The 23368-nt window shown below is 66.1% G+C and carries 21 protein-coding genes (1 of these 21 cut by a window edge); 7 read left to right on the forward strand and 14 right to left on the reverse strand.

Annotated features, from left to right (window positions below; all coding sequences use genetic code 11):
• A protein-coding gene (locus ACWHYQ_RS01455; protein ID WP_447973992.1) for a molybdopterin-dependent oxidoreductase crosses the window boundary here: on the forward strand, positions 1 to 683 show its 3' portion. 361 nt of this gene lie to the left of the window's left edge; only the last 683 of its 1044 coding nucleotides appear in the window; its start codon lies beyond the left edge, outside the window; its stop codon occupies positions 681 to 683.
• A gap of 18 nt (positions 684 to 701) precedes the next feature.
• Here ACWHYQ_RS01455 and ACWHYQ_RS01460 read toward each other — a convergent pair whose 3' ends face one another.
• From ACWHYQ_RS01460 to ACWHYQ_RS01500, 9 genes are all read right to left on the reverse strand, one after another.
• On the reverse strand, positions 702 to 1082 hold the full coding sequence (locus tag ACWHYQ_RS01460; RefSeq protein WP_447973993.1) for a hypothetical protein: 381 nt from the start codon (positions 1080 to 1082) through the stop codon (positions 702 to 704).
• Complete coding sequence (locus ACWHYQ_RS01465) at positions 1079 to 1444, reverse strand: hypothetical protein (protein ID WP_447973994.1); 366 nt, start codon at positions 1442 to 1444, stop codon at positions 1079 to 1081. Before ACWHYQ_RS01465 ends, ACWHYQ_RS01460 begins: the two co-directional genes overlap by 4 nt.
• Before the next feature lie 65 nt (positions 1445 to 1509).
• On the reverse strand, positions 1510 to 2097 hold the full coding sequence (locus ACWHYQ_RS01470) for a hypothetical protein (protein ID WP_447973995.1): 588 nt from the start codon (positions 2095 to 2097) through the stop codon (positions 1510 to 1512).
• Positions 2098 to 2338: 241 nt separating this feature from the next.
• On the reverse strand, positions 2339 to 3442 hold the full coding sequence (locus ACWHYQ_RS01475) for a radical SAM protein (protein ID WP_447973996.1): 1104 nt from the start codon (positions 3440 to 3442) through the stop codon (positions 2339 to 2341).
• 29 nt (positions 3443 to 3471) lie between these two features.
• Positions 3472 to 5235 (reverse strand): aspartate--tRNA ligase, encoded by a 1764-nt coding sequence (aspS, locus tag ACWHYQ_RS01480; RefSeq protein WP_447973997.1) that lies wholly within the window; start codon positions 5233 to 5235, stop codon positions 3472 to 3474.
• Complete coding sequence (locus tag ACWHYQ_RS01485) at positions 5232 to 6152, reverse strand: pseudouridine synthase (RefSeq protein WP_447973998.1); 921 nt, start codon at positions 6150 to 6152, stop codon at positions 5232 to 5234. The genes aspS and ACWHYQ_RS01485 overlap by 4 nt, the downstream gene beginning before the upstream one ends.
• Positions 6153 to 6177: 25 nt before the next feature.
• Positions 6178 to 7734, reverse strand: coding sequence for a glutamine-hydrolyzing GMP synthase (gene guaA, locus ACWHYQ_RS01490; RefSeq protein ID WP_447973999.1), 1557 nt, complete (start codon positions 7732 to 7734; stop codon positions 6178 to 6180).
• Between the two features lie 93 nt (positions 7735 to 7827).
• Entirely contained in the window at positions 7828 to 9294 is a 1467-nt protein-coding gene (gene guaB / locus ACWHYQ_RS01495; RefSeq protein WP_447974000.1) for an IMP dehydrogenase, read from the reverse strand.
• Between the two features lie 93 nt (positions 9295 to 9387).
• Positions 9388 to 12351: a 6-bladed beta-propeller gene (locus ACWHYQ_RS01500; RefSeq protein WP_447974001.1), complete on the reverse strand. Its 2964-nt coding sequence runs from the start codon at positions 12349 to 12351 to the stop codon at positions 9388 to 9390.
• Positions 12352 to 12526: 175 nt separating this feature from the next.
• Here ACWHYQ_RS01500 and ACWHYQ_RS01505 point away from each other — a divergent pair, with 175 nt between their 5' ends.
• A complete protein-coding gene (locus ACWHYQ_RS01505) occupies positions 12527 to 13486 on the forward strand; it encodes a 2-hydroxyacid dehydrogenase (RefSeq protein ID WP_447974002.1) in 960 nt (319 codons plus the stop codon).
• A gap of 93 nt (positions 13487 to 13579) precedes the next feature.
• On the opposite strand, the gene ACWHYQ_RS01510 is transcribed toward ACWHYQ_RS01505, so the two are convergent.
• From ACWHYQ_RS01510 to ACWHYQ_RS01520, 3 genes are all read right to left on the reverse strand, one after another.
• Positions 13580 to 14395, reverse strand: a complete 816-nt coding sequence (locus ACWHYQ_RS01510) for an ExeA family protein (RefSeq protein WP_447974003.1) — start codon at positions 14393 to 14395, stop codon at positions 13580 to 13582.
• A 16-nt stretch (positions 14396 to 14411) separates the two neighbouring features.
• Positions 14412 to 16334 carry a tetratricopeptide repeat protein gene (locus ACWHYQ_RS01515; RefSeq protein WP_447974004.1) on the reverse strand — a complete coding sequence of 641 codons (1923 nt, stop codon included), beginning with the start codon at positions 16332 to 16334 and terminating at the stop codon, positions 14412 to 14414.
• A gap of 172 nt (positions 16335 to 16506) precedes the next feature.
• Positions 16507 to 16722, reverse strand: coding sequence for a cold shock domain-containing protein (locus tag ACWHYQ_RS01520; RefSeq protein WP_447974005.1), 216 nt, complete (start codon positions 16720 to 16722; stop codon positions 16507 to 16509).
• 275 nt (positions 16723 to 16997) lie between these two features.
• Between ACWHYQ_RS01520 and lptF the strand changes: the two genes are divergently transcribed.
• From lptF to lpxD, 5 genes are all read left to right on the forward strand, one after another.
• Positions 16998 to 18137 (forward strand): LPS export ABC transporter permease LptF, encoded by a 1140-nt coding sequence (lptF, locus tag ACWHYQ_RS01525; RefSeq protein ID WP_447974006.1) that lies wholly within the window; start codon positions 16998 to 17000, stop codon positions 18135 to 18137.
• Positions 18138 to 18142: 5 nt separating this feature from the next.
• Positions 18143 to 19234 carry an LPS export ABC transporter permease LptG gene (lptG, locus tag ACWHYQ_RS01530; protein WP_447974007.1) on the forward strand — a complete coding sequence of 364 codons (1092 nt, stop codon included), beginning with the start codon at positions 18143 to 18145 and terminating at the stop codon, positions 19232 to 19234.
• Between the two features lie 158 nt (positions 19235 to 19392).
• Positions 19393 to 20646, forward strand: a complete 1254-nt coding sequence (gene fabF, locus ACWHYQ_RS01535; RefSeq protein ID WP_447974008.1) for a beta-ketoacyl-ACP synthase II — start codon at positions 19393 to 19395, stop codon at positions 20644 to 20646.
• Positions 20647 to 20690: 44 nt separating this feature from the next.
• Complete coding sequence (locus ACWHYQ_RS01540; RefSeq protein ID WP_447974009.1) at positions 20691 to 20999, forward strand: acyl carrier protein; 309 nt, start codon at positions 20691 to 20693, stop codon at positions 20997 to 20999.
• A 7-nt stretch (positions 21000 to 21006) separates the two neighbouring features.
• Positions 21007 to 22092 (forward strand): UDP-3-O-(3-hydroxymyristoyl)glucosamine N-acyltransferase, encoded by a 1086-nt coding sequence (gene lpxD / locus ACWHYQ_RS01545; RefSeq protein ID WP_447974010.1) that lies wholly within the window; start codon positions 21007 to 21009, stop codon positions 22090 to 22092.
• Positions 22093 to 22130: 38 nt separating this feature from the next.
• Here lpxD and ACWHYQ_RS01550 read toward each other — a convergent pair whose 3' ends face one another.
• Both ACWHYQ_RS01550 and ACWHYQ_RS01555 read right to left on the reverse strand, forming a co-directional pair.
• A complete protein-coding gene (locus ACWHYQ_RS01550) occupies positions 22131 to 22667 on the reverse strand; it encodes a hypothetical protein (RefSeq protein WP_447974011.1) in 537 nt (178 codons plus the stop codon).
• Between the two features lie 30 nt (positions 22668 to 22697).
• On the reverse strand, positions 22698 to 22913 hold the full coding sequence (locus tag ACWHYQ_RS01555; RefSeq protein ID WP_447975503.1) for a DNA gyrase inhibitor YacG: 216 nt from the start codon (positions 22911 to 22913) through the stop codon (positions 22698 to 22700).
• Positions 22914 to 23368 lie beyond the last annotated feature (455 nt).

Genomic DNA, 23368 nt, shown 5'->3' on the forward strand with positions numbered 1-23368 from the left:
GGAACGCCCGGTGGCGCGGGATCTCGCTCAAGAAACTGCTCCAGGATGCTGGCGTCGAGGAGGAGACTGCAAGAGACGTGATCTTCCGCGCCGCTGACGGCTACGACGACAGTATCCCCTTTGCCCGCGCCATGCAGGACGACGTCATGCTGGCCTACCTGATGAACGGGGAGAAGCTTCCCAAAGAGCACGGCTTCCCGCTCCGGCTCATCGTCCCCGGTCTCTACGGGATCAAGAACGTCAAGTGGATTACGGAGATCGAGGTCTACAACGGCGACTGGAAAGGGTACTGGCAACGCAAAGGCTGGACCGATGACGGCACCATCAAGATCTTCTCCCGTATTGACAGCCCGGGCCATTACCAGACGCTCACGGGGCCGGAGCACATCTTCCGCGGCATCGCCTTCGGCGGCCCGAACAGCATCGCGACGGTCGAGCTGAGCTTCGACGGCGGCAAGACCTGGGAGCCGGCCGAGCTGGAGCCGCCCATGTCGCCCTATTCCTGGGTCATCTGGAACTACAAGTGGCGCCCGCCCAGGAAGGGGAAGTACCAGGTGGTTGTCCGCGCCACCGACACCAAGGGCCAGTTGCAGATCGCCGAGCTTGTCCGCCCGCAACCCGCCGGCGCCTCCGGCTACCACACGATCATCGCCGACGTAGAGTCCTTGGAGCCTCGCAGCTGACCCAGGGCGGTTGCGCGATCAGGACTCTGGCCTGAACCCGTTGGTGACACAGTAGGTCGGCATCCGCTCGCCGCCGTGCTTCTCCGATTTGTGGGTCCAGGCCCGCAGGATGCCGCGGCCATCGAAGGTCAGGACGTACTCGTCGCACCAGGACCCGGTCGTCATCCAGGTGTTTTGGCCGCCCGGCTCGATGGCGTACACCTCGTAGACCCACACGGATTCCCCCGCCTTGGTGGTTGCGACGAGCCGGGGCACTCCCAGCCGTTGCCTGACCTCTTCCTGGGTCGCCCGTCCCTCGGCGGATTGCAAGTACAGCGTCTCCTCGGCGATGAGCAGCATACAGCCGACAGCGGCTGCGACGGCCGCACCGGCGAGCCCGAGCCGGAGCAGGACACTCATTGGCCATCCATGCCACCCGGAACGCAATAGGTCGGCTGCAACTCGCCGCCATGGTAATAGGACTGATGCGTCCACTCTCGGAGCCTGGCCTGGGCGTCGAAGGTCAGGACGTACTCGTCGCACCACATCCCGCTGGAGGTGATCCGATTGCCCGGCTGCTGCTCCCGAATCTGATAGACCCAGAGCTGCTCGCCCGCCGGACCTACCTTTGTTATCGCCGGCTCTCCAAGGTTCCGTCTGACCTCCTCCTGCGTCGCCCGGCCCTCCGCTGACCGCAAATAGGTCGTCTCCTTGGGCTCGACCAGCGCGCAGGCCCCAAGCCCTGCCACCAAGGCCAACGCGATCCAGCGCCACGGCGCCATACTCGCCTCCGTTGGCGCCCCGTCGGGGTGCGCCAAGCGAGTGGCCAAGCCGCTGGCGGCAGCACCTACTCCACATAGAGGGCAAGCTGCACTCCAAGGAGCAGGAGACCAGCGGGAAGCAGGTAGGGCTTCGCCCTCCACATGATCCGCGGGCTCCCTTCTATGACCAAGCCCGCCGCGATGAAGAAGGAGGTAAGCGCGAACAGCCGGTGTTGAAGATTGACGACATCCATGCCCGGATGGTCCAGGTGCTGGTGGATGAGCAACCCGGCGCCGCCCAGGACTCCGAGCCCCGCGGCTAGATATTTCCAGGCGGGGTGGCCCTCCTCTTCCCGCCGTGGCAAAGCCAGCGTCGCGACGCCCAACGCCACCGGAATCAGCGAGAGCACGTGGTGCTGAATCCACTCGTGCGCCGTTGGCAGCGAGAAGCTTTCGAGAAAGCCGGCGGGGCCGATCGGCCAGGCTTCGAGATCGCTAAAGGTAAAGAGGAAGAGCCCCATCCCGACCCAGGCGGCGCCGATGCCGGCTCGAAACGCCCGGTACCGGCCGGCCGTGAGGCGATCCGCGAGCAGCAAGCCGCCGACCAGCAACACCCCGGCGCCCGCGGCATGGTGCATGAACAGCGAATAGGCGAGGTCCTCCTCCGGATCCATACCGGAGATCGGAAACTGCACAGCCGGCCCCGTGGAATCACGGCCACCGCCATGCTCGTGGTGGTGGCCGCCCACATCCTGCCCTGAGGCAGCACCCTCCGCGCCAACAACGAGCGCCCCTCCCAACAAGAGCCAGCAGGTACACAGAAGCGTGCCGAGAATCTTCACGACACCGACCATAGATCAACCTTTCTCCGGCCTTGCCAAGAGGCCACGAGAGCGTGCCGGGACCGCCGGCCGCTCAGAACCGCAGCAACCAGGGGAGTTCCTCGACGACAGCGCGCAACGAGCCCAGGTTCGCCGGCCGCGCCAGGGCCCTGACGGCCTGCCCAAGCTGCCCGGCCCGGAGGGCCTGGTAGGCGTCGTGGACGGACACGCCGATATATTGCATGACGCTCGAGTCCCGATAGCAGTCAATCATGCATTTCGTGCAGCCATCCCGAACCTTCTGGGATCCGTCGAACTCGTAGATCGAGCACATCGGCTTGTCCCAGTTGTGGCAGCGCCAGAGCTGCAGGTTCCAGTCCAGATAGTAGTACTGGAATCCCCCCAGACAGGGAAACCGCTGGGGCTCGCCTTTCACGAAGCGCTGCATCTCCTCGAGCGACGGGGTCGGATTCACCACCAGGAATCGCTTCTTGAGCCGCTTGACCTTCTCGAATTCCTCGTGGAGCTCCACTTCGGTATAGTTAATCAGCCCCGAGTCCGAAAAGCCCAGGAAGTTCGACCCGAGCTCGCGCAACGGGTAGGAGAACGTCACCGAATTGAACCCCAGGGACTCCAGGAACGCCGGCAGCGCGTCGTAGTCCACGAGCCGGCTCATGGTCACCGAGGCGGTGGTGTGGATCTTCAGCTCCTTGAGCAGCCGGTTGGCCTCCCGGATGCGCTCGCACACCCCGGGCAGCCCGCGGTTGCGCTCATGGGCCTCCTTGGTCGCGGCGTCCACCGAGATGATAAAGCTCGTGAGGCCGGCCGCCACCCAGTCCCGGATGCGCTCCGGCCGCAGCGTACCGCCGTTCGTCACGAGGATCACCTTCATCCCCAGCTCGGCGCCCTGCGCGATGATGGCCCCGATGTCCGGATGCAGCGTCGGTTCGCCCCCGGTCAGGACCAGGTAGCGGACCCCATAGCGGGAGAGGATGGCCAGCGCATCTAGCGCCCCTTGCTGCGGGACGTAGATCCAGTCCTTCTGCGGCAGCTTGTCCAGCGCGAAGTTGCAGAACCCACACTTGGCGTTGCAGGCGTTGTTGAGCGCAAACTGGCAGAACCCGGGCCCGCCCTCTTCAAGCACCAGGCGCAGCGTGCTGCGTCTCTTTGGGACGGCCACGGGAGATCGGGGCACCATGCCGGGCTCCTGGGTTGGGGCGTCGGCGCTCACTCGACCAGATCCAAGCGGATCCGCAGCTCTTTCAACTGATCGGGACTGACCGGCGACGGCGCCTCAGTCATAGGACACTGGGCCTTCTGCGTCTTCGGAAACGCGATCACGTCGCGGATGGAGTCGGCCCCCCCAAGGAGCATGATGAGCCGATCCAGGCCGAAGGCGATCCCGCCGTGCGGCGGTGCGCCGTACTCCAGCGCCTCCAGCAGAAACCCGAACTTGGCCTCCGCCTCCTGCTTGTGGATACCCAGCAGGTCCAGAATCTTGAGCTGGACGTCGCGGCGATGGTTGCGGATGCTGCCGCCGCCGATCTCGTTGCCGTTCAGCACCAGGTCGTAGGCCTTCGCCCGGGCCTTGAGCGGATCGGCGTCGAGCAGCGGCAGGTCTTCGTCGAGTGGCGCGGCGAACGGGTTGTGCATGAAGACGTAGCGCTTCTCGTCAGGATCGTACGCGAGCAGGGGGAACTCGACCACCCAGAGCGGTTTCCAGGCGGCCCGGTCTATCAGGTTCAATTCCTCCCCCAGCAGCAGGCGCAGCCGTCCCAGCACATCGTGGACGACGCCCGGGTGGTCCGCGCCAAAGAGCAGCAGGTCGCCGACCGCCGCCTCCGGCAAAGCCGCGAGCAGCCGCCCCGCGTCCAGAAACTTCGCGATGACCGACTCGAGCTGGCCCTCGCCGGTGACCTTGACCCAGGCGAGCCCCTTGGCGCCAAACTGCTTGGCCGTCTCACCGAGCGCGTCAATCCGGCTCCGGGGGATCGAGGCTCCACCCTTCACGATCAGGGCCTTGACGATCCCGCCCTTCGCGACCGCGTCCTTGAACACCTTGAACTCGCTCGTCGCCGCGAACCCGCTCACATCGTAGAGGGGTAGGTCGAACCGCAGGTCCGGCTTGTCGGTCCCGTACTGCCCGACTGCCTCGGCATAGGTCATCCGGGGAAAGGGGGTGGGCAGCTCGATCCCGGCTACCCGCTTGAAGACCTGCCGGATCATCTCCTCCATCAGCGACATGACGAGGTCGCGGTCGGCGAACGACACCTCCAGGTCAATCTGCGTGAACTCCGGCTGGCGGTCGTTGCGGAGATCCTCATCCCGGAAGCAGCGGGCGATCTGGTAGTACCGGTCCACCCCGCTCACCATGAGGATTTGCTTGAAGAGCTGAGGTGACTGCGGGAGCGCGTAGAAGTTGCCCGGGTTGACGCGGCTGGGCACGAGATAATCCCGCGCGCCTTCCGGCGTGCTCTTCGTGAGTACGGGCGTCTCGATCTCGAGGAACCCGTGGCCGTTGAGGAACGACCGGACCTCCTGCGTCACGTCGTGCCGGAGCTTGAGCAGCCGCTGCATCCGCGGACGCCGGAGATCAAGGTAGCGGTATTTCAGCCGGAGGGCCTCGGTCACCTCGGCTTCGTCCTCCACCAGAAACGGCGGGGTCTTCGCCTCGTTCAGGACCTGGACCTCTCGGACCAGGACCTCGACCTCTCCCGTCGCCAGATTGGGGTTGGCGGATCCCTCAGGACGCAGCGCGACGGTGCCCGTCACCGCGATGACGAATTCGCCACGGAGGGCACGGGCCCCCCGATGCGCCGCGGCACTCACCTCCGGGTTGAAGACGATCTGGGTGAGACCATAGCGGTCCCGCAGGTCCACGAAGATCACGTTCCCGTGGTCGCGGCGGCGCTGGACCCAGCCGGTCAGGGTCACGAGCTGCCCGACGTGGGCGCGCGTGAGCTCGCCGCAATGGTGCGTGCGCCGCATCATGCGTTCCTCCGCACGCGCAGGCGAGGGGCCAGAGGCGAGGGGCGAGGGGAATGTGCGACGATAGGGTCACGCAAGGCCGGCGATTTCACGCCTCTAGCCTCGAGCCTCGTGCCGCGCGCCAGGCGCTCGCGGACCAGGGCCCGCAGAGCGTTGGCCTCCCGGTCGGTCAGGTAGCGGTAGTCCCCGAGCGGGAGATCCCCCAGGACCAGCGGCCCGAACCGCACCCGCGTCAGCTTGATCACCGGATGGCCGATGTGCTCCAGCATCCGCTTGACCTGGTGCTTGCGTCCCTCATGGATCGTGACCTCGAGCCAGGAATTCTGCTCCGCCTTGCGCACCTTTTTCACGACTGCCGGAGCCGTCCGGCCGTCCTCCAGCTCCACTCCCCGCTCCAGCGTCGCGATCTCCTCGTCGGTCAGGATGCCCTTGACCTTCACGAGGTACGTTTTCGGCACGTGATACCGCGGGTGCAGGAGCGCCTGCGCCAGCGCGCCGTTGTTCGTGAGCAGCAGGAGGCCTTCGCTATCGAAATCCAAACGCCCGACCGGGAAGACCCTGAGCTTGACCCCTGCCAGCAGGTCCGCAATCGTCGGCCGGCCGGCCGGGTCGCTGAGCGATGACACGACCCCCTTGGGCTTGTTGAGCATCACGTACACTTCGGGCGGAACGGGCTTGATATGCCGGCCGTCCACCTTCACGTGGTCCCGCTGCGGGTCAATCTTCGAGCCCAGCTTCCGCACGACCCGCCCGTTCACCGTCACCCGGCCGGCCGCGATCATCTCCTCCGCCTGCCGGCGTGACGCCAGCCCCGAGTCGGCGATGGCCTTGTGCAACCGGACGAGATGCCCGTGATGGGTGATGAGTGATGAGTGATGGGGCCCGGACGTCAAGGCTTCCTGTTTTGACCTAGTACGCATCACGCATCACGCATCACTGATCACCCTACTCCCATTCGATCGTGGACGGGGGCTTGGAGCTCAGATCGTAGACCACCCGGTTGACGCCGCGCACCTCGTTGATGATCCGGCCCGAGATCTTGCCAAGCAGCTCGAGGGGCAGCCTCGCCCAGTCGGCCGTCATCCCGTCCAGGCTGGTCACCGCCCGGATCGCGATCACGTGCTCGTACGTGCGCTGATCGCCCATGACCCCGACCGTTCGCACCGGCAGCAGCACCGCGAAGGCCTGCCACAGCTCCCGGTAGAGGCCCGAGGTCCGGATCTCCTGGTCCACGATGGCCTCGGCTTGGCGCAGGATCGCCAGGCGCTCGGCGGTCACTGCGCCCAGGACCCGGATCGCCAGGCCCGGCCCGGGGAACGGCTGCCGCCAGATGACCTCGTCCGGCAGCCCTAGCTCCTTCCCGAGCACGCGCACTTCGTCCTTGAACAGCTCACGCAGGGGCTCGATGAGCTTGAGCCGCATCCGGGTCGGCAGCCCACCGACGTTGTGGTGCGTCTTGATCGTCGCTGAGGGACCCTTGAAGCTCACGCTCTCGATCACGTCTGGGTACAAGGTGCCCTGCACGAGATAGTCCACCATCCCTAGCCGCTTCGCTTCAGCTTCAAAATTCCGGATGAAGAGCCGGCCGATGATCTTGCGCTTCCGCTCCGGATCGGCGACCGACCGGAGGGCCGCCAGGAACTGCGCGGCGCGGTCCAGGACCCGGAGGTTCAGCTTGAGATGGGAGGCGAAGGTCTTGCGGACCTGCTCCACCTCGCCGCTGCGCAGCAGCCCGTTGTCCACGAACACGCAGGTGAGCTGCTTACCCAGTGCACGGTGCGCCAGCGCCGCCGCGACGGAGGAGTCGACACCGCCGCTCAGCGCGCAGATGGCCTGCTTCTCCCCGACCTCGTCTCGGATCGTCCGGACCGCCGTCTCCACATAGGAGGTCATCGTCCAGGTCGGCTGGCAGCCGCAGATGTCAAAGACGAAGTTCCGAAGGATCTTGCCGCCGTCCAGTGTGTGGGTCACTTCCGGATGGAATTGGAGGCAATAGATGCGGCGGCCGCCTCCTACCGATTTCATGGCGGCGACCGGCGAGTTCGCCGTGTGCGCGATCGCGCAGAAGCCCTTGGGCATGCGCTCGATCCGGTCGCCGTGCGACATCCAGACCTGCAGGGAGCGCCCCGACGCGACGCCTTTGAACAGGTCGGATGCGTCGTCCACCACCAGTTCCACGCGCCCGTACTCGCGGCGGGCCGCTCGCGCCACCTCGCCGTCCAGCAGATGGGTCACGAGCTGCATCCCGTAGCAGATCCCCAGGATCGGCAGGCCCGTATCGAGCAGTTGCTTCGGCACGAGCGGCGCCTTCCGGTCGTAGACACTGGCCGGTCCGCCGGACAGCACGATACCCTTGGGGCGGTGCGCGAGGATCGTCGCGAGCGGCGCGGTGCAGGGGAGGATCTGAGAGTAGACCTGCGCTTCGCGGACGCGGCGGGCGATAAGCTGGGTGTACTGGGAACCGAAGTCGAGGATCAGGATGCGATCGTGCCAGAGTTCCATGTCTCAGCCAGTAGCGAACAGCTGGTAGCTAGCAGCCAACTCGTGCGAAAGTCTCTCTCTGCGCTATTCGCTATTCGCTACTCGCTATTCGCGTTACTCCCAGTCAGTTCGGTAGTTCGGCGCCTCTTTGGTGATGATCACGTCGTGCACATGGCCCTCACGTAGGCCGGCCAGCGTCTGCCGAACGAAGCGGGCCTTTTTCTGTAGCTCGGGAATCGTGCGGCAGCCGCAATAGCCCATGCCGGACTTCACCCCGCCGACAAGCTGGTAGATCACACCAGCCAGCGTGCCCTTGTACGGCACCCGGCCCTCGATGCCCTCCGGCACCAGCTTGGACTCCGGCCGGCCCGCCTGGAAGTAGCGATCCTTGCCGCCGCGCTCCATGGCGCCCAGCGAGCCCATGCCCCGGTAGACCTTGTAGGTCCGGCCTTGGAACAGCACCATCTCGCCCGGCGACTCCTCCGTGCCGGCCAAGATGCCGCCAATCATCACCGCCGAGGCCCCAGCCGCCAGCGCCTTGGTGATGTCGCCGGAGAACTTGATGCCCCCGTCCGCGATCACCGGCACATCGGAGCCCGCCAGCGCCGCCGCGCAGTCGGCCACGGCGGTGAGCTGCGGCATCCCCACACCCGCCACCGGGCGCGTCGTGCAAATGGAACCCGGGCCGATCCCGACCTTGACGGCATCCGCTCCGGCTTTCAGGAGGTCGCGGGCCGCCTCAGCCGTGGCGATGTTTCCCGCCATCACGTCCAGTTCCGGATACTTGTGCTTGATGGCCTTGACCGTCTCGATCACGCTCCGGGTGTGCCCGTGCGCAGTGTCCACGACGACGACGTCCACCCCAGCCTTGGCCAGCAGCGGGAGCCGCTGATCGGCGTCGGCTCCGACCCCGACCGCCGCGCCCACGCGGAGCCGACCGTGCTGGTCCTTGCAGGCCTGCGGGTACCGGATCCGCTTCTCGATGTCCTTGATCGTGATCAGTCCCTTCAACTCACCCTTCTTGTTGACCACGGGCAGCTTCTCGATTCGGTACTCGTGCAGGATCTCACGCGCTTTCTCCAGGCTGGTCCCTTCCGGGGCGGTCACGAGCCGGTCCTTCGTCATGACCTGGGAGACCTTCAGGTCCATCCGGCTCTCGAACCGGAGGTCGCGGTTCGTCAAGATCCCGACCAGCTTCCCGTTCTTGGTCACCGGGATGCCGGAGATGCGGTATCGGGCCATCAGCTCGTGGGCGTCCCGGATCGTCTGATCCGGCGAGATCGTGATGGGATCGAGGATCATGCCGCTCTCGGACTTCTTGACCTTGTCCACCTCCGCCGCCTGGTCGGCCGGCGAGAGCACACGGTGGATGATCCCGATGCCCCCCTCGCGGGCCAGGGCGATCGCCAGTCGCGCCTCGGTGACCGTGTCCATGGCTGCGCTCACGATGGGGATGTTGATCGTGACGTTGCGGGAGACCTTAGTGCGGGTATCGGTTTCGTTCGGCAGTACCTCGGACGCCGCCGGCACCAGCAGCACGTCGTCGAAGGTCAACGCCTCCCGCACGTCCTTATCGAGCATCGGTCACCCCCTCAGGATGAAGACCTGCGGCGCGCGAGCATCGCAAGCAGGCGACTCTATCACAGGCGCGTCCGGGAGAACAACCGGCGCCCCCTACGAACCCTGCGGTTGACCGGATTGGTCCGTGAGCGCCGCCGCGGCCTCGGCCTCCTCGCGAAGCCGCTCCTCGCCTTCCTCGGCAGGCATGAACTGCTGGACCCGCATGTTCCCGCTGTCCACGACGAACACGCTGCCCTTCGCGTCCACCGCGATGCCGTAGGGGAAATTGAACTGCCCGTCGCCCGTGCCGAATCCGCCCCACTGGGTGATGAAGTTGCCCTCGCGGTCGAACTTCTGGACCCGGTGGTTGCCCGTGTCCGTCACGTACACGTCCCCGCGGCTGTCCACCGCGATGCCCCAGGGCGAGCGGAGCTGGCCCGCCTCCTGCGCCTGCGGGCTGCTGGCGTGTCCGGGCCCGAGCCCGCCGCCCCACTTGGTGATGAGCTGCGGGAGCACATTCGTGCTCGTGTCGAATTTCTGGACCCGGTGGTTGCCCATGTCCACGACGTAGACCGCGCCGTCCGCCGGATCCACGGCAATCCCGCGCGCGAAGTAGAACTGGCCGTCGTTCGACCCGAAGCTACCCCACGACATGATGTACTCGCCGTTCAGGTCGAACTTCTGGATCCGGAAATTGGCGCTGTCCACCACATAGATGTAGCCGCGCACCCGGTCCACCGCGATGCCCCAGGGCGAGCTGAACTGTCCCTCGCCGTTGCCGCGCGAGCCGAACTTCATGAGGTAGCTGCCGAGCTTGCCGTCGAACTTCTGGATCCGGTGATTGTTCGTATCCACCACGTAGACATCGCCCTTGGCGTCGCACGCGATGCCGGTCGGATTGTGGAAGTTCGCGTTGGCCGACCCGAAGCTGCCCCACAGCAAGATGAACGACCCGTTGTTGTCGAACTTCTGGACGCGGTTGTTGCCATTGTCCACGACGAACAGGCACCCCTGCTGGTCCACGGCAAGCCCGTACATCGGCGCCATGAACTCGCCCCCATGCAGCAACGAGGCCCCGCGGCCCGGCTTGCCCCACTTGGCGACGCAGAGGTATCCGGAGGTGTTGACCAGGATGCTCGCGCTGGCAGGCACCGAGACGTTGTTGCCCGCGTCCTTAAACCAGACATAGACCGTCTTGGGCCCATCGCCCGGGGACAGGGTCACGGGCACGGTCGCGCCAAACTTCTGGGCTGGCGGCACCTCCACCCACCCCGGCGTTCCGGCGGTCGGAGCGACCGGATTCTCGGAGATGTAGTAGGCCGCCACACCCGTATCCATGTCGTTCGCCGAGATCGTTGCGATGACGTCCGGCGAGTTCGTCATGAACGCCCCGTGGTTCAGGACGACGTTCGGGTTCTGCGGCGCGGTCATATCAATCAGGACCGGGATCGCGGAAACTTCCTCGGAGAGTGCGCTCTCCTTGCCGTCCTCGTAGACGGCGCTGAGCGCGTAGTAATACGGCTTGTCGTTGGTCAGGCCGGTGTGCGTGTACGGGCTCGTCACCCCCTCGATGCGGGTGCCACTCTGGACGGTCACCCCCGGCTCGGTGTGGAAGTAGAGATTGTACGAGACAGCCCCCGGGACCTCGAGCCAGCTCAGCGTGACCTCGGTGTCCCCGGCCTTGGCGACCAGGGCTCGCGGCGCCGGCAGTCCTTCCACCTGCTTGGCCGCGGCCTCCTTCTCCTTCTGCAGCTCCTCCTCGGTCGGGACGTACTTGATGACGCGGTTGTTCCCGCTGTCCACGACGTAGACGTTCCCTTCCTTGTCCACTGCGATACCGGAGGGGAAGTTGAGCTGCCCTTCCGTGATACCGCGATTGCCCCAGGCGCAGATGAACGTCCCGTTGCCGTCGAACTTCTGCACGCGGTGGTTGCCCTGATCCACGACGTACACGTTGCCGAGCGCGTCGCAGGCCACGCCCCACGGGGCCTTGAACTGGCCGGGCCCGCTGCCCTCTTTGCCCCACTTGGTTAGGAAGCTGCCGCGCGAGTCGAATTTCTGGACCCGGTTATTCCCCTCGTCCGCGACGAAGATGTTCCCAACGAAATCCACAGCCACCCCGCGCGGGAAGAAGAAGGCCCCGTCGAAGCTGCCGTCGCGCCCCCACTTCATCAGGGGCGTGCCGTCGGCCGCAAACTTCTGGATCCGCGCGTTGCTCGTGTCCGCGACGTAGATGTTGCCGTCCTTGTCCGTCGCGACGCCCCAGGGGACGTCGAACTTGCCCATGTCGGCGCCGCGCCAGGCGAACCCAAACTTGCCCCAGGCCTGCATACAGGTGCCCTCGGCGTCGAACTTCTGCAAGCGGTTATTGCCGCTGTCCGCGACGTACACTTCGCCGTCGGGTCCCGTCGCCAGGCCGCGCGGGTAGTAGAACTGCCCTTCCTCCGAGCTGGGCTCGCCGCCCCACCGGGCCAGGAACGTGCCGTCCTTGTCAAACTTCTGGATCGAGTGGTTGTCCGTATCCGCGACATAGATGTTCCCGTCCTTGTCCAACGCAATGCCGGTCGGCGAGTTGAACTCTCCGTCGTCCACCCCAGCCTTCCCGATGATCTGCGCCACCAGGTACGGCGAGGGGATCGCCATGACCTCCTCGGACTCGGGGCTCTCGCCCTTGGGGGTCACGACGGTCACGACGTAGTGGTAGCAGGTGCCGTTGGCGAGGTCGTCGTGCACGTAGGGGGAGGTCACGCCCTCGATGCAGGTGCCATTCTCCTTCTTCACGCCCTTCTTCGGGTTAAAGTCGGCGGCGCCGGCAATGGGTCTGGTGAGCTCGGAGAACTTGATCTGGACGCCCTTGGAGGTCAGGAAGTAGAGGTTATAGTACATGGCGTCCGGCACCGGATCCCAGGAAATGGTGACCCGGCCGTTGCCCGGCTTGGCGACCACGTTGGCGGGTGCCGGAGGCAGCTCTTCCGCCGCCTCCAGGTCGCCGGCTCCCCATTCGTCGGGGTTGCCCTCGGCCCGCAGCGCCAGACGGGCGCGGCGGTCTGCTTCGTCAGATAGCCAGTCCCTCATCATGTCCCTCATATGGTGATGGAACAGTACGGGAGGAATTCAACAAACAGTCAAGGAGTTAGCAACGCAGTCTAGCAAAGCCGTTTGCGCCAGGTCAAGGCGACGGTGACGGAAGCGGTTGTGGCGCGGGCCGGACCTCCGCTAAGATGCGCCTCTCCCCGAGCAACAGGACGCCCCAATGTGCCGCCCCACGCTCTACCTCACCCGACGGCTCCCGGATCCGGTCATGGACCGGATCCGGGAGCAGTTCCACCTGACCGCTCCCGTCCAGGACGACCCGCCGGATCCCTCCCGCCTCCGGGAAGGCCTCCGCGAGGCCGAGGCCCTGCTCTCCACGCTGACCGAACGGGTGGATGCGGTGGTGCTCGGCGAAGCGCGGCGGCTGCGGGTGATCGCCAATTATGCCGTCGGCTACAACAACATTGATCTCGACGCAGCCCGGGCACGCGGCGTGGTCGTCACCAACACGCCCGACGTGCTCACGGACGCGACGGCGGATCTGACCTGGGCCCTGCTCCTCGCGGTCTCGCGCCGGCTCATCGAAGGCGATGCGCTGGTCCGGCGCCACGGCTGGACCGGCTGGACGCCGACCCAGTTGCTGGGCGCGGACGTCTCGGGCCAAACCCTCGGGATCGTCGGCATGGGTCGGATCGGGCGCGCGGTCGCTCGGCGGGCCGCCGGGTTCGGCATGGCCGTCCGCTATTACACGCGGACCGATCCGGATCCCGCGACGCTCCAGCCGGAATGGCGCCGGGTGTCTTTCGAGCGAGTGCTCGCCGAGTCAGACTTCCTCACCCTCCACGTGCCGCTCACGCCGGAGACGCGCCACTTGCTCGACGCCGCCGCGCTTCGACAGATGCGCCCCACGGCGTTCCTGATCAACACCTCGCGCGGCCCGGTGGTGGATGAGGCCGCCCTGGTCGAGGCACTCCGGCAGGGGTGGATCGCCGGCGCCGGGCTCGATGTCTATGAAGAGGAGCCTGCGGTGCATCCCGCGCTGCGCGCCCTGCCCCAGGTGGTCCTGCTCCCGCATCTGGGCTCCGCCACACTGGCGACCCGGGTTAAGATGGGGCTGGTGTGCCTGGAGAACATTCGGGCGGTGCTCGAGGGCCGGCCGGCACCGAACCGGGTCGCCTGAAACCGTGATGAGCGATCAGTGACGGATGATGAGTGGGAGTTTCAGAAGACCCGTGGACGGCGCCTTCCCTCATCACCGTTCACTCCTCACACGCTACGGCGCGAGCGTGAGGTCCCGCGCCACGTCATGGATGAGCGGCGCCTCGATCCGGTTCTGCTTGCGCAGGAAGGCTTCCAGGAGCGCGTTGTCGCACAACGTATTGATGAGGCGGGGGATGCCCTTCGAGTACTCGCAGATCAGGGGGATCGTCTCCGGCCCGAACAGCGGATCACGGCACCCCGCGATCCGGAGGCGATAGTGCACGTAGGCCTCGGTCCCGGCGGTGTCCAGGGCGGTCAGTTTATAGCGCAAGGCTACCCGCTGCTGGAGCGGGCGGTCCAGGGCAAGCACCTCGTCGAGCTCCGGCAGCCCGAACAGGATGAACGTCACGACCTTGCGACCGTCCATCTCGATGTTCAAGAGCCCGCGGAAATCTTCCATCAGCTCGCGGCTCCGCAGCATCTGGGCCTCGTCAATCAGGACGACGGCCTTTTTCCCAGCTTCGAAGACCTCTTGGAGACGGCGCGAGAGTTGGGTCAGCAGCTCGGTCTTGCCCTCGGCCGGCTCGGCCACCTCCATCTGCAACGCCATCTTCCGCAGCATCCACTCGGACGCGACCGTCGCATGGATGACGATCAGGAGCGCCGCTTCGTAGCCGTCGGCGACCAGGTCCTCCAGCAGCCGGGTCGCCAGCGTCGTCTTCCCGGTCCCGACGTCGCCCACCAGCATGGCTAAGCCCTTCATCTGCTCGGCGGCGTACTTCAGCCGGACCAGCGCCTCGGCGTGCTGCTGGGTGTTGTAGAAGAAGCGGCTGTCAATCGTGATGGAGAAGGGATTTTCACGCAAGCCGAAGAACTCGAGCAGGGTCATCGCCGGCGCCCCTCGGCTACAGATAGGAGATCCGCCGCTTCTTGGGCTCTGACACGGCGACCGCGGGGGCTTCTGCGACCGGCTCGCCCTTGCGGGACAGGGCGGGACCCGGCTCGGTCCGGACGGGGATGCCGCACGGAGCCCGGGCGCCGCCGCGCATCCGTTCCAGCCGCTCCACCCTGACGGCCGCATCCTTGAACATCGGGATCCGGGCATAGAGCTGGACCGCCCGATCCAGCTCCCCTTCCGTCTCATAGAGCCCGGCCAATGCATAGCGCAGGGGGTCACCCGCTGTCCCCTCGCTGCGCGGGTCCCCTAGCGCGTCTTCCAGCACGGCGCGCGCCGTGCGCGCCTCGCCCCGCTCCCGCCAGCAGCAGGCCAGCTCGAGGGAGGCCTCAAGGAAAGTCGTCGGGCCGCCGACGGCGATCTGGAGTTCCGCGACCGCCTCCTCCAACAGCCCCAGACGCCGGTAGGCGGCCCCCAGCTCGAGATGCCCTTCGTAGTCGGGAGGAGCCTCCCCCGCGTCCGCAGCCTCGGCGGAAACCGGCTGGACCTGGGGCTGCGCGAATCCACCCGCTGCCGGGACTTCTTCGACGACCCCTTCGAGCGCGTCCTGCGCGGGCGCTTCCGCCGAGGCGAATGGCGCGGACACCTCCTCCTCGTCCTCCCTCGCTCCGGCCTCTTCCGCAAGCCAACGGGCCGCGCCCGAGGGGGCCGCCGCGGGCGGGGGTAGCGGCTCCGCCGCCGGCGGCGTCTCAAAGAGCGGCGCGTACCGGGTCACCAGCGCGCTCGCCGGATCGAGGAGTCTGATCTTGGCATACAACTCGAGCGGTAGGGTCGGATAATCCGGGTCTGGATGCGCCAGCAAGTGCTCCAGCGCCTTCCCATACTGGGCCGCCGCCGCAGCCGCCTCGCCGGTCTGTTCGTAGAGTTGCCCCAGCAACTCGGTGAAGACCACGCACCCGGGGTCCGCCTGCAGATACTCCCGGATCATGGATTCCGCCAGCGAAAAGTCCTGCGCGCGCATCGCCGACTCGGCCAGAAACTTGAACTCCGATTGCGCGATCCCCACAAGGCCGCGGCGCAGATGCAGCGTCGCGAGCAGTCGGCAGATCTCGGGATCGCCGGGTTCCGCGGAGAGCAGCTCCGTGAGCAGGGTCTCCGCCGCCTCGTATTGGCCCTGCCCCGTGAGGCGGAGCGCCCGATTGAGGCTGCCCTGCCGGCCGCCCTCGCCGGGCTCGCTCGGGCGCAACAGGGCCGCTGGCGCCGGCCCCGCCCCTGGCGCCTCGACCTCGCCCGGCTCTCCGTCGAGGGTGCGCAACAATTGCTGTGCCTCACGATACTCCGGCTCGATGCGGAGCGCCGAGAGACATGCCTCCCTGGCCTCGGCGGGACGTTGTTGCGCCAGGCACTCGCATCCCAGGGCCACGAAGGCCTCGGCCGCCTCCGCCCGCCGATTCTCCTGCAAACAAAGGGAAGCCAGCTTCTGCCGCACCTCCACTTGCGAGGGATCGAGGCCGACGATCATCCGGTAGACCTCGATGGCGTCGGCCGTCCGCCCTTCTTTAAGATAGCCCTTCGCCAGGACTAGGTAGTCCGAGATGGCATTGCTGAGGAGGCCGCGCTCGGCATTCAGGTCGCCGAGTTGCTTGTAGATGGTGTACCGGCCGGGATCAACCTTGAGGATCTTCTTGTATACCGCGATGGCCTTCAGGGGCGCCCCGGCCGCCTGGAAGGCGCTGGCCGCCGCCAGGTACGCCTCCACGGCTTCGCCCAGCGCGTTTCGCTTGAGGTGCAGATCGCCGATCGTGTTGTGGATGGTGCCGTCGGCGGGAGCGAGCGCGGCCAGTTTTTTCCATTCCGCGATCGCCTTGTCGTACTGACCGCGGGACGCGTACAACTGAGCGTTTTCGAGAATGGTCGTCTTATCGGGCGGCAAGGAACACGCTCCGCATCGCCCGCAGACCTAGCAGCTTTGGAGGAGGTTGTCAAGAAAGCGGCCCGGCCACTCGCGGCCCCCGCCTCGCAGGGCCCCTCAGGCCCCCAAAAGCCGGGGGGCCGCCGTCCCTGGTGACGGCGGCCCCCCGGATCGGAAGAGATTCGTGCCCGGCTCAGGAGGACGCCGGCATTTTCATGACGTTCGCCGCCTGAGGCCCCTTGGCCCCTTGGACAATGTCGAACTCGACGCTTTCCCCTTCCTTCAGGGTCTTGAATCCCTCCCCCTGAAGGGCCGAATAATGGACAAAGACATCCTCCCCGTTTTCCAACCGTATGAATCCGAACCCTTTCCGATCGTTAAACCACTTAACTGTGCCCTTGCTTCTCACAGGATCCTCCTTTCCCGAGCAACCCCACCAACAGGGGTGCGCAGACCCTCCCGGAATCCCCTATGGTCGGCGACGCAAAAAAATACCGCAGAAGGCGACCCCCCTGCGGTAGCGTGAACTGGGTAAACATGCGCATGAGCATCCCGAAAAACCGGGGGCAGCATTTAACACAGGCTCTGGAGGTTGTCAAGCAACTTTCTCCACGCTGGTCTCGCCGCGTCCGGACGCTTTCAAGCAGAAATCACAGGGCCCCTCTCGATCATTCGGTTTACAACATGTGGAAAATCCAGTATATTGCGCCATCGCTTGCCGACCGGCGCGAGGGCCTGTTGCGGAACATCCTGTCGCGGTACATCTTCACGGAACTTCTTCCTCCCTTTCTGGTCAGCCTCGGGGCACTCTGTTTCGTGATGTTGACGAAGGAGCTGCTCCGGTTGGTCGAGTTGCTCGTCTCCAAGGGGGTGGGCTTCCTCGCCGTCCTCAAGGTGTTTCTCCATCTGCTGCCATCGTTTCTCGTCCTCACACTCCCCATTGCCGGCATCATCGCCTCAATCACCGCCTTCAGCCGGTTGTCCTACGACAAGGAGCTCGTCGCGATGCAGGCGGCTGGGCTGAGCCTGAGCCGGTTGACTCGGCCTGTGCTGCTTTTCTCCTGCCTGGTGTTCGGCCTGACGTTGTTCCTGTCCCAGTGGGGACAGCCCTGGAGCAACATCTCGCTGAAGAAGCTGGCCCTGAGCCTCTTGCGCGACCGTCTCGTGCTCGCCCTCGACCGCGGGGTGTTCAACGAGCCGGTCCCGCACATGGTGATCTACGTCCCGGACATCCATGAGGGGGAGCGCGCCCCGGGGATCTTTATTGCAGATCGACGCACCCCGGGGGACGCCCGCGTGATCGTCGCCGAGAGCTACACGGTCCTCAACGACCCGGTCCGCCAGCAGGTGGGCATCCGCCTGCAGAATGGCACCATTCACGTCAAGCCCCAGGACCGCGAGCAGTACCACCGGGTGAGCTTCTCCACGTACGATCTCAAACTGAGCCTGGATCAGAGCCTCTACGCGCCGATGGAGGAGCGCCCGTCGCGCCAGGCGATCCTGGAGCAGCTTGACCGGACGGGCTGGCAGGACACCGGGGCGCGGCGGCGCCTCATGGAGCATTACAAGGACCTGGCCTTCCCGACCGCCTCCCTGATCTTCGGCCTGCTCGGCGTGCCCGTCGGGATCGTCTCGAAACGCTCCGGCCGGATCGGCGGGTTCGCCGTCGGCGTCGTGATCGTGGTCGTCTATTACGTGCTCAACGTGCTCTGCGAATTCCTCGTCACAACCTTGATCCTCCCGCCCTTCGCCGGCGCGTGGCTGCCGAACGGCGTCTTTCTGGCCCTGACCAGCGTTCTGTTCTACCGCGTGAGCCGGCGTTAACCCCGATGCGGATCCTGTTTCGATACTTGCTGCGGGAATACGCGAAGGTGTTCCTGATGTGCTTCGCGGGATTGCTGACCGTCTACCTCGTGGTGGATTTCTTCGAGAAGATCCGGCGGTTCCTTCACTACGACGCGCAGATGCTGACCGTCTTCCAGTATTTCCTGTTGAAGACCCCTGCCATCTCCCTGCAAATCGCGCCGCTCGCGGTCCTGATGGCCACGCTCCTCGCGATGGGGATCTTCTCCCGGAACCACGAGATCACCGCGATGCGGAGCTGCGGGATCAGCCTCGCCCGGATCGCGTCGCCGTTCCTCCTGTTCGCCTTCGCGGTGGCGTCGGTGTTGCTGGGCGCCACGGCGACGGTGATCCCCCTGGCGAACTCCCGCGCGGAATTCGTCAAGGCGGCCCTGATCGAAAAGAAGCAGACCCCGCGGACCTTGAAGAGCGATCACCCCTGGATCCAAATCGGGCCACGGGCGTTGATGAACGTGGAGGTCGTGGATCCCGACGGGACGAGCCTGCGGGGGGTGAGCCTCTACCAGCTCGGCCCTGGCTTTACGCTGGACGAGTTCACGGAGGCCCGGGAAGCGCGCTTCACCGATCAGGGCTGGATGCTGCTGGACGGCGTCCACTGGCGTCTGCTCCCGAGCGGCCGGCTCGACATCAGCCTCTTCGATCAGCAGCCGCTCGCCATGACCCAGACGCCCGAGGACCTCCACGCCTCGCTCGCACTGGAGCCGGAGGAGATGACGCTGCCGGACGTCCGCGACTACGCTGAGCGGCTGCGCCGCGACGGCTACAACGTGGCCCGCATCCTCACGGACTATTACGCCCGGATCGCCTTTCCCTTCGCCAGCCTGATCATGGCCCTCGTCGGCATTGCCTTGAGCCTCCGGCGCGCCGGGGTCCGCGGCGGGGGCATGGCCTTCGGCATCGGCCAGGCTTTAGTGATCGGATTTCTGTACTGGTCCACGCACTCGATCGGGATCGCGCTGGGACGCAGCGGCGTGCTCGCCCCGGTCCTCGCTGGATGGGTGGCCAACCTGCTGTTCCTCTGCTTCGGCGGGTACCTGTTCCTCCGAGTCAGACAGTAAGACACCCCCGCGAGGCACGGATTGGGACCGGCGGGACCGAGCGGCACCCGCTCCCGGCGCCCCGCGCCTCATGTGCAAGCTGCGGGATAAGTTGATTTCATGGCAGGCTTGGGGTAAAAGAAGGGCGGTCTTTGAGTCGGCGGCGACGCCAGGAGGTCATGGCCAAGCGGGTTGTCATCACCGGAGTGGGGGTGGTCTCTCCGATCGGGATCGGCGTGGATCAGTTCTGGAAGTCCGCCCTCGAGGGACGGTCCGGGATCTCCGCCATCCGGTCCTTCAGCGAGTTCCCGATAGAGGCCTACCGCTCCCGCGTCGCCGGACAGGTGCTGGATTTCACACCGACCCAGTACCTGGACTCGACCCAGGCCGAGCGCGTGGACCGGTATGCCCAGTTCGCGCTGGTCGCTGTGAAGGAGGCGATGGCGGACGCGGGGCTGCGGCTCGACCGCGAGGATCCGCACCGCGTCGGCGTCATCGTCGGTGCCGGGATGGGCGGGATGGTCATGGGCGAGCGGGAGATCACCCAGCTCTACCACACCCAGAAGCCTCACCGGGTGCATCCCAACTTCATCCCGACCATCACGCTGAACTCGGCCTCCGGCATCGTCGCCGTGGCAACCGGCGCCCGGGGCCTGAACCTCACGATCTCGACAGCCTGCTCCTCCAGCGCCCACGCCCTCGGCCAGGCACTCACGAGCATTCGGAGCGGCCAGGCCGATGTGGTCATCACGGCGGGGGCCGACGCCAGCATCACCCCGCTCGTGTTCGCCGGCTTCTGCTCGCTGCGCGCGCTGTCCACCCGGTTCAACGACCGGCCGGAGCTGGCCTCCCGCCCCTTCGATCGGGCACGCGACGGGTTCGTGATGGGGGAAGGGGCCGGCGCCCTGATCCTTGAATCCCTCGCCCACGCGCGCCGGCGCGGCGCCCGCATCTACGCGGAAGTGGCAGGCTACGGGGCGACGAGCGAGGCCTATCACATGGTGATCCCCCGCGAGGACGGCGAAGAGGTGGCCACCACCATCGAGATGGCGCTCCGCGACGCCCAGGTTCCTCCATCTCAGGTGGACTACGTGAATGCCCACGCGACCTCGACCCCGATCGGCGACGCGGTCGAGGTGCGGGCGCTACGGCGCGTGTTCCAGGCCCGCGCGGACGACCTCGTCGTGAACGCGACCAAATCCATGATCGGCCACACCCTGGGAGCCGCCGGGGCCATCGGGGGGATCGTCTGCGCCCTCACCCTCAGCACGGGATTGGTGCACCCGACCATCAACTACGAGGACCCCGATCCGGCCTGCGCCCTGCCCGGGATCTCCTCCAAGACTCAGGAGCGGCGCCTGCGAGTAGCCCTGCTGAACGCCTTCGGGTTCGGCAGCAACAACGCGGCGGTGGTGTTCAAGCAGTACCGATAGCGCCCGCGGGGGTCAGCCGACACCTGGGCCAGGAGACCTTGCGCATGCAGAACCAGTCAGCGATCGCCGAGCGAATCCAGACCGCGCTCGCCCAGTACCTCAAGCGCGACCCCGGCACGATCCAGCCCGACATGGCGTTGCGCGACGACCTCGGGCTCGACTCTATGGCCACGATCGAGCTGCTGTTCCGGATCGAGGAAGCCTTTGACCTGCAGATTCCCGACGAGGATCTGCAGAAGCTCTCGACCGTCGCCGACGTGATCACCTACGTCGAGGGCCGGCTCGCGCCTCCGCCACCGTCGAGCCCCGCTGCAGCGCCGGCCCGCCGCTCGTCCGCGAAGAAGAAGGACTAGCACCGACATGGGCGAGCCCACGACTCCGTTTCCGCTCAAACTGGGCGACCTTGCCCAGGCGATCGGCGGACGGTTGCTAGGCTCCGCCGATGCCACCGTCGTCGGGGTCTCCAGCCTGGAGGAGGCAGGGCCGTCGGATCTCACCTACGTCGCCGAGGACCGCTTCCTGAAGGCCGCGTTCGCCTCCCGCGCCGGGGCATTCGTGGTCTCGCGCGAGATTCCGACCCTCGCCCGCCCGCAGATCGTCGCCGCCAACCCGACCTACGCCTTCGCGCGAATCGTCGAGCGGTACTTCACCCGTCCCTACCGGCCGCGGGGCGTCGCCGAGCTGGTCGTCAAGGGTCAGGACGTCTCGATCGGGCCCGACGTGTCCATCTGGCCGTTCGTCACCCTCGGCGACCGCGTCCGGATCGGCGCTCGGGTTACGCTCTACCCGGGCGTCTTCGTCGGCGACGATTCGGAGATCGGGGACGACAGTGTGCTCTACCCCAACGTCACGGTCCGTGAGGGCTGTCGCCTCGGCGCCCGCGTGATCGTCCACAGCGGCACCGTGATCGGGAGCGACGGGTTCGGCTACGTCCAGCACGAGGGGCGCCACCAGAAAATCCCGCAGATCGGCGGGGTGGTCATCGAGGACGACGTGGAGCTGGGCGCCAACGTCACGGTGGACCGGGCCACCTTCGGGCACACGCTCATCAAGCGGGGGACCAAGGTAGACAACCTGGTCCAGATCGCCCACAACGTCACGATTGGCGAACACAGCATCCTGGTCGCCCAGGTCGGCATCGCCGGCAGCACGACGATCGGACACCACGTCATGGTCGGCGGGCAGGCCGGCATCACGGACCATGTCCGGATCGGGGATCAGGTGATGATCGCGGCGCGGGCGGGGGTGAACCGGAGCCTACCGTCAAACCAGGTGGTGGCGGGCGCGCCGGTCATGACCGCCGACGTGGCGCGCAAGGCCCATGCGATGATCCCGCTTCTCCCGGAGCTGCGCCAACACATCCGCGAGCTGGAACAGCGCGTTCGCGTGCTCGAGGCGCGCGCCGCCTCCGCAAGGCACAAGGCAAAAGGTAACCAGCACAAGTAACCGGCTACGAGTAGAGGCAGACCTCTGCTTGTGCCTTTTTACTTTTGCCTGTTGCCTTCTAGGAGGACTCTCCGCCAGAAAAACATTTTGGCCCAGAAGAACGCGGCCCATGGCATGGCGAAGGCCGCCAGTGCGTCCACCTGTCCGGAGTACGCGCTCCAGGCTCCTAGGCCGACCAGGAACCCTGCTCCGAGGACATAGCCCAGCGGCACAAAGCTCCGCCCCGGATGCTCCAGGGGCGGCCCGAACGGGTCCTTTTTCCCTCTCCTGGGTCCGCTCTTCGTGAAGAGCTTTTGACGCGCCGCAAAGTACCAGGGGTGCTCGTGCAGCACGTAGCGGTGGTAGCGCGTCTGCGCCCACCCGAGCAGCCCGCCCGCCAGCATAAGCCCGCTCGTCTGCATGAAGGAAGCCTTGGTATAGGTCTCGAAGAAAAACTGATAGACCAAGGCGAAGGTGCCAGCCACCAGGCAGACGAGCCCGAGCAGGCCCGCGGGAAAGAGGATGTGTTGCTTCACGTAGGCCCGAGCCCGTTCAAGCTCATCTTCCTGGCGCTTAGCGGTGATGATTTTCGGCATGACCCGTCGTAAGCGAGCGAACGTCGGCCCTCAGGACCCGGCACTCTGGTCGGACGACGGGGCGGAGTCGGCAGGCTTCTCCTTCGTCGGAATCCGGTAGCGCCCGGCGGCCCAGGCGCCGAGGTCCAGCAGCTTGCACCGCTCCGAGCAGAACGGCCGCCACGGGTTCCCCTCCCAGACGGACTCGCGGTGACAGAGTGGACATCGGATGGTCATGGGCGGATTATAGCAACCTGCTGCGAGCATGTGAATTGTGGACAGCCGACCGTTGGCCGACAGGGCCACCGGCCTTTCTTCAGCCCAGATCGGCAGTTCGGCGGATCAGACCGGCCGAGGTGCGTCCCCGTGCTGCCCGCGCAAGGCGGATCCCGCCACCCCCAAGTCTGGAGCAGGATTTCGGCTTCTCAATCCGTCGGGCTGGCCTGACGCAAGGCAGATCACGCGCCTTGTCCCGCGTCCTCCGCGCCAGAAGCCGTGACGGCCACTCGCAGTCTCGCAAGAGAGATCACCTCTGTCCACAAAATTTGGGGATGGATTGTGGATAAGCTTGTGAATCCGATGCGTCGCGGCGGAGCCTGGGCCGCAAGTAGCAAACTGCACAAAATTTAGGCTATGAATCTCCCGGGAAATCAGTCTGTTCGGCAATCTTGGGTGGGGCGGAGTCGAGCCCCCAAGATGATATAGAAGCTGCAAGCTCCGTG

Source organism: Nitrospira sp. Kam-Ns4a (assembly GCF_965152595.1).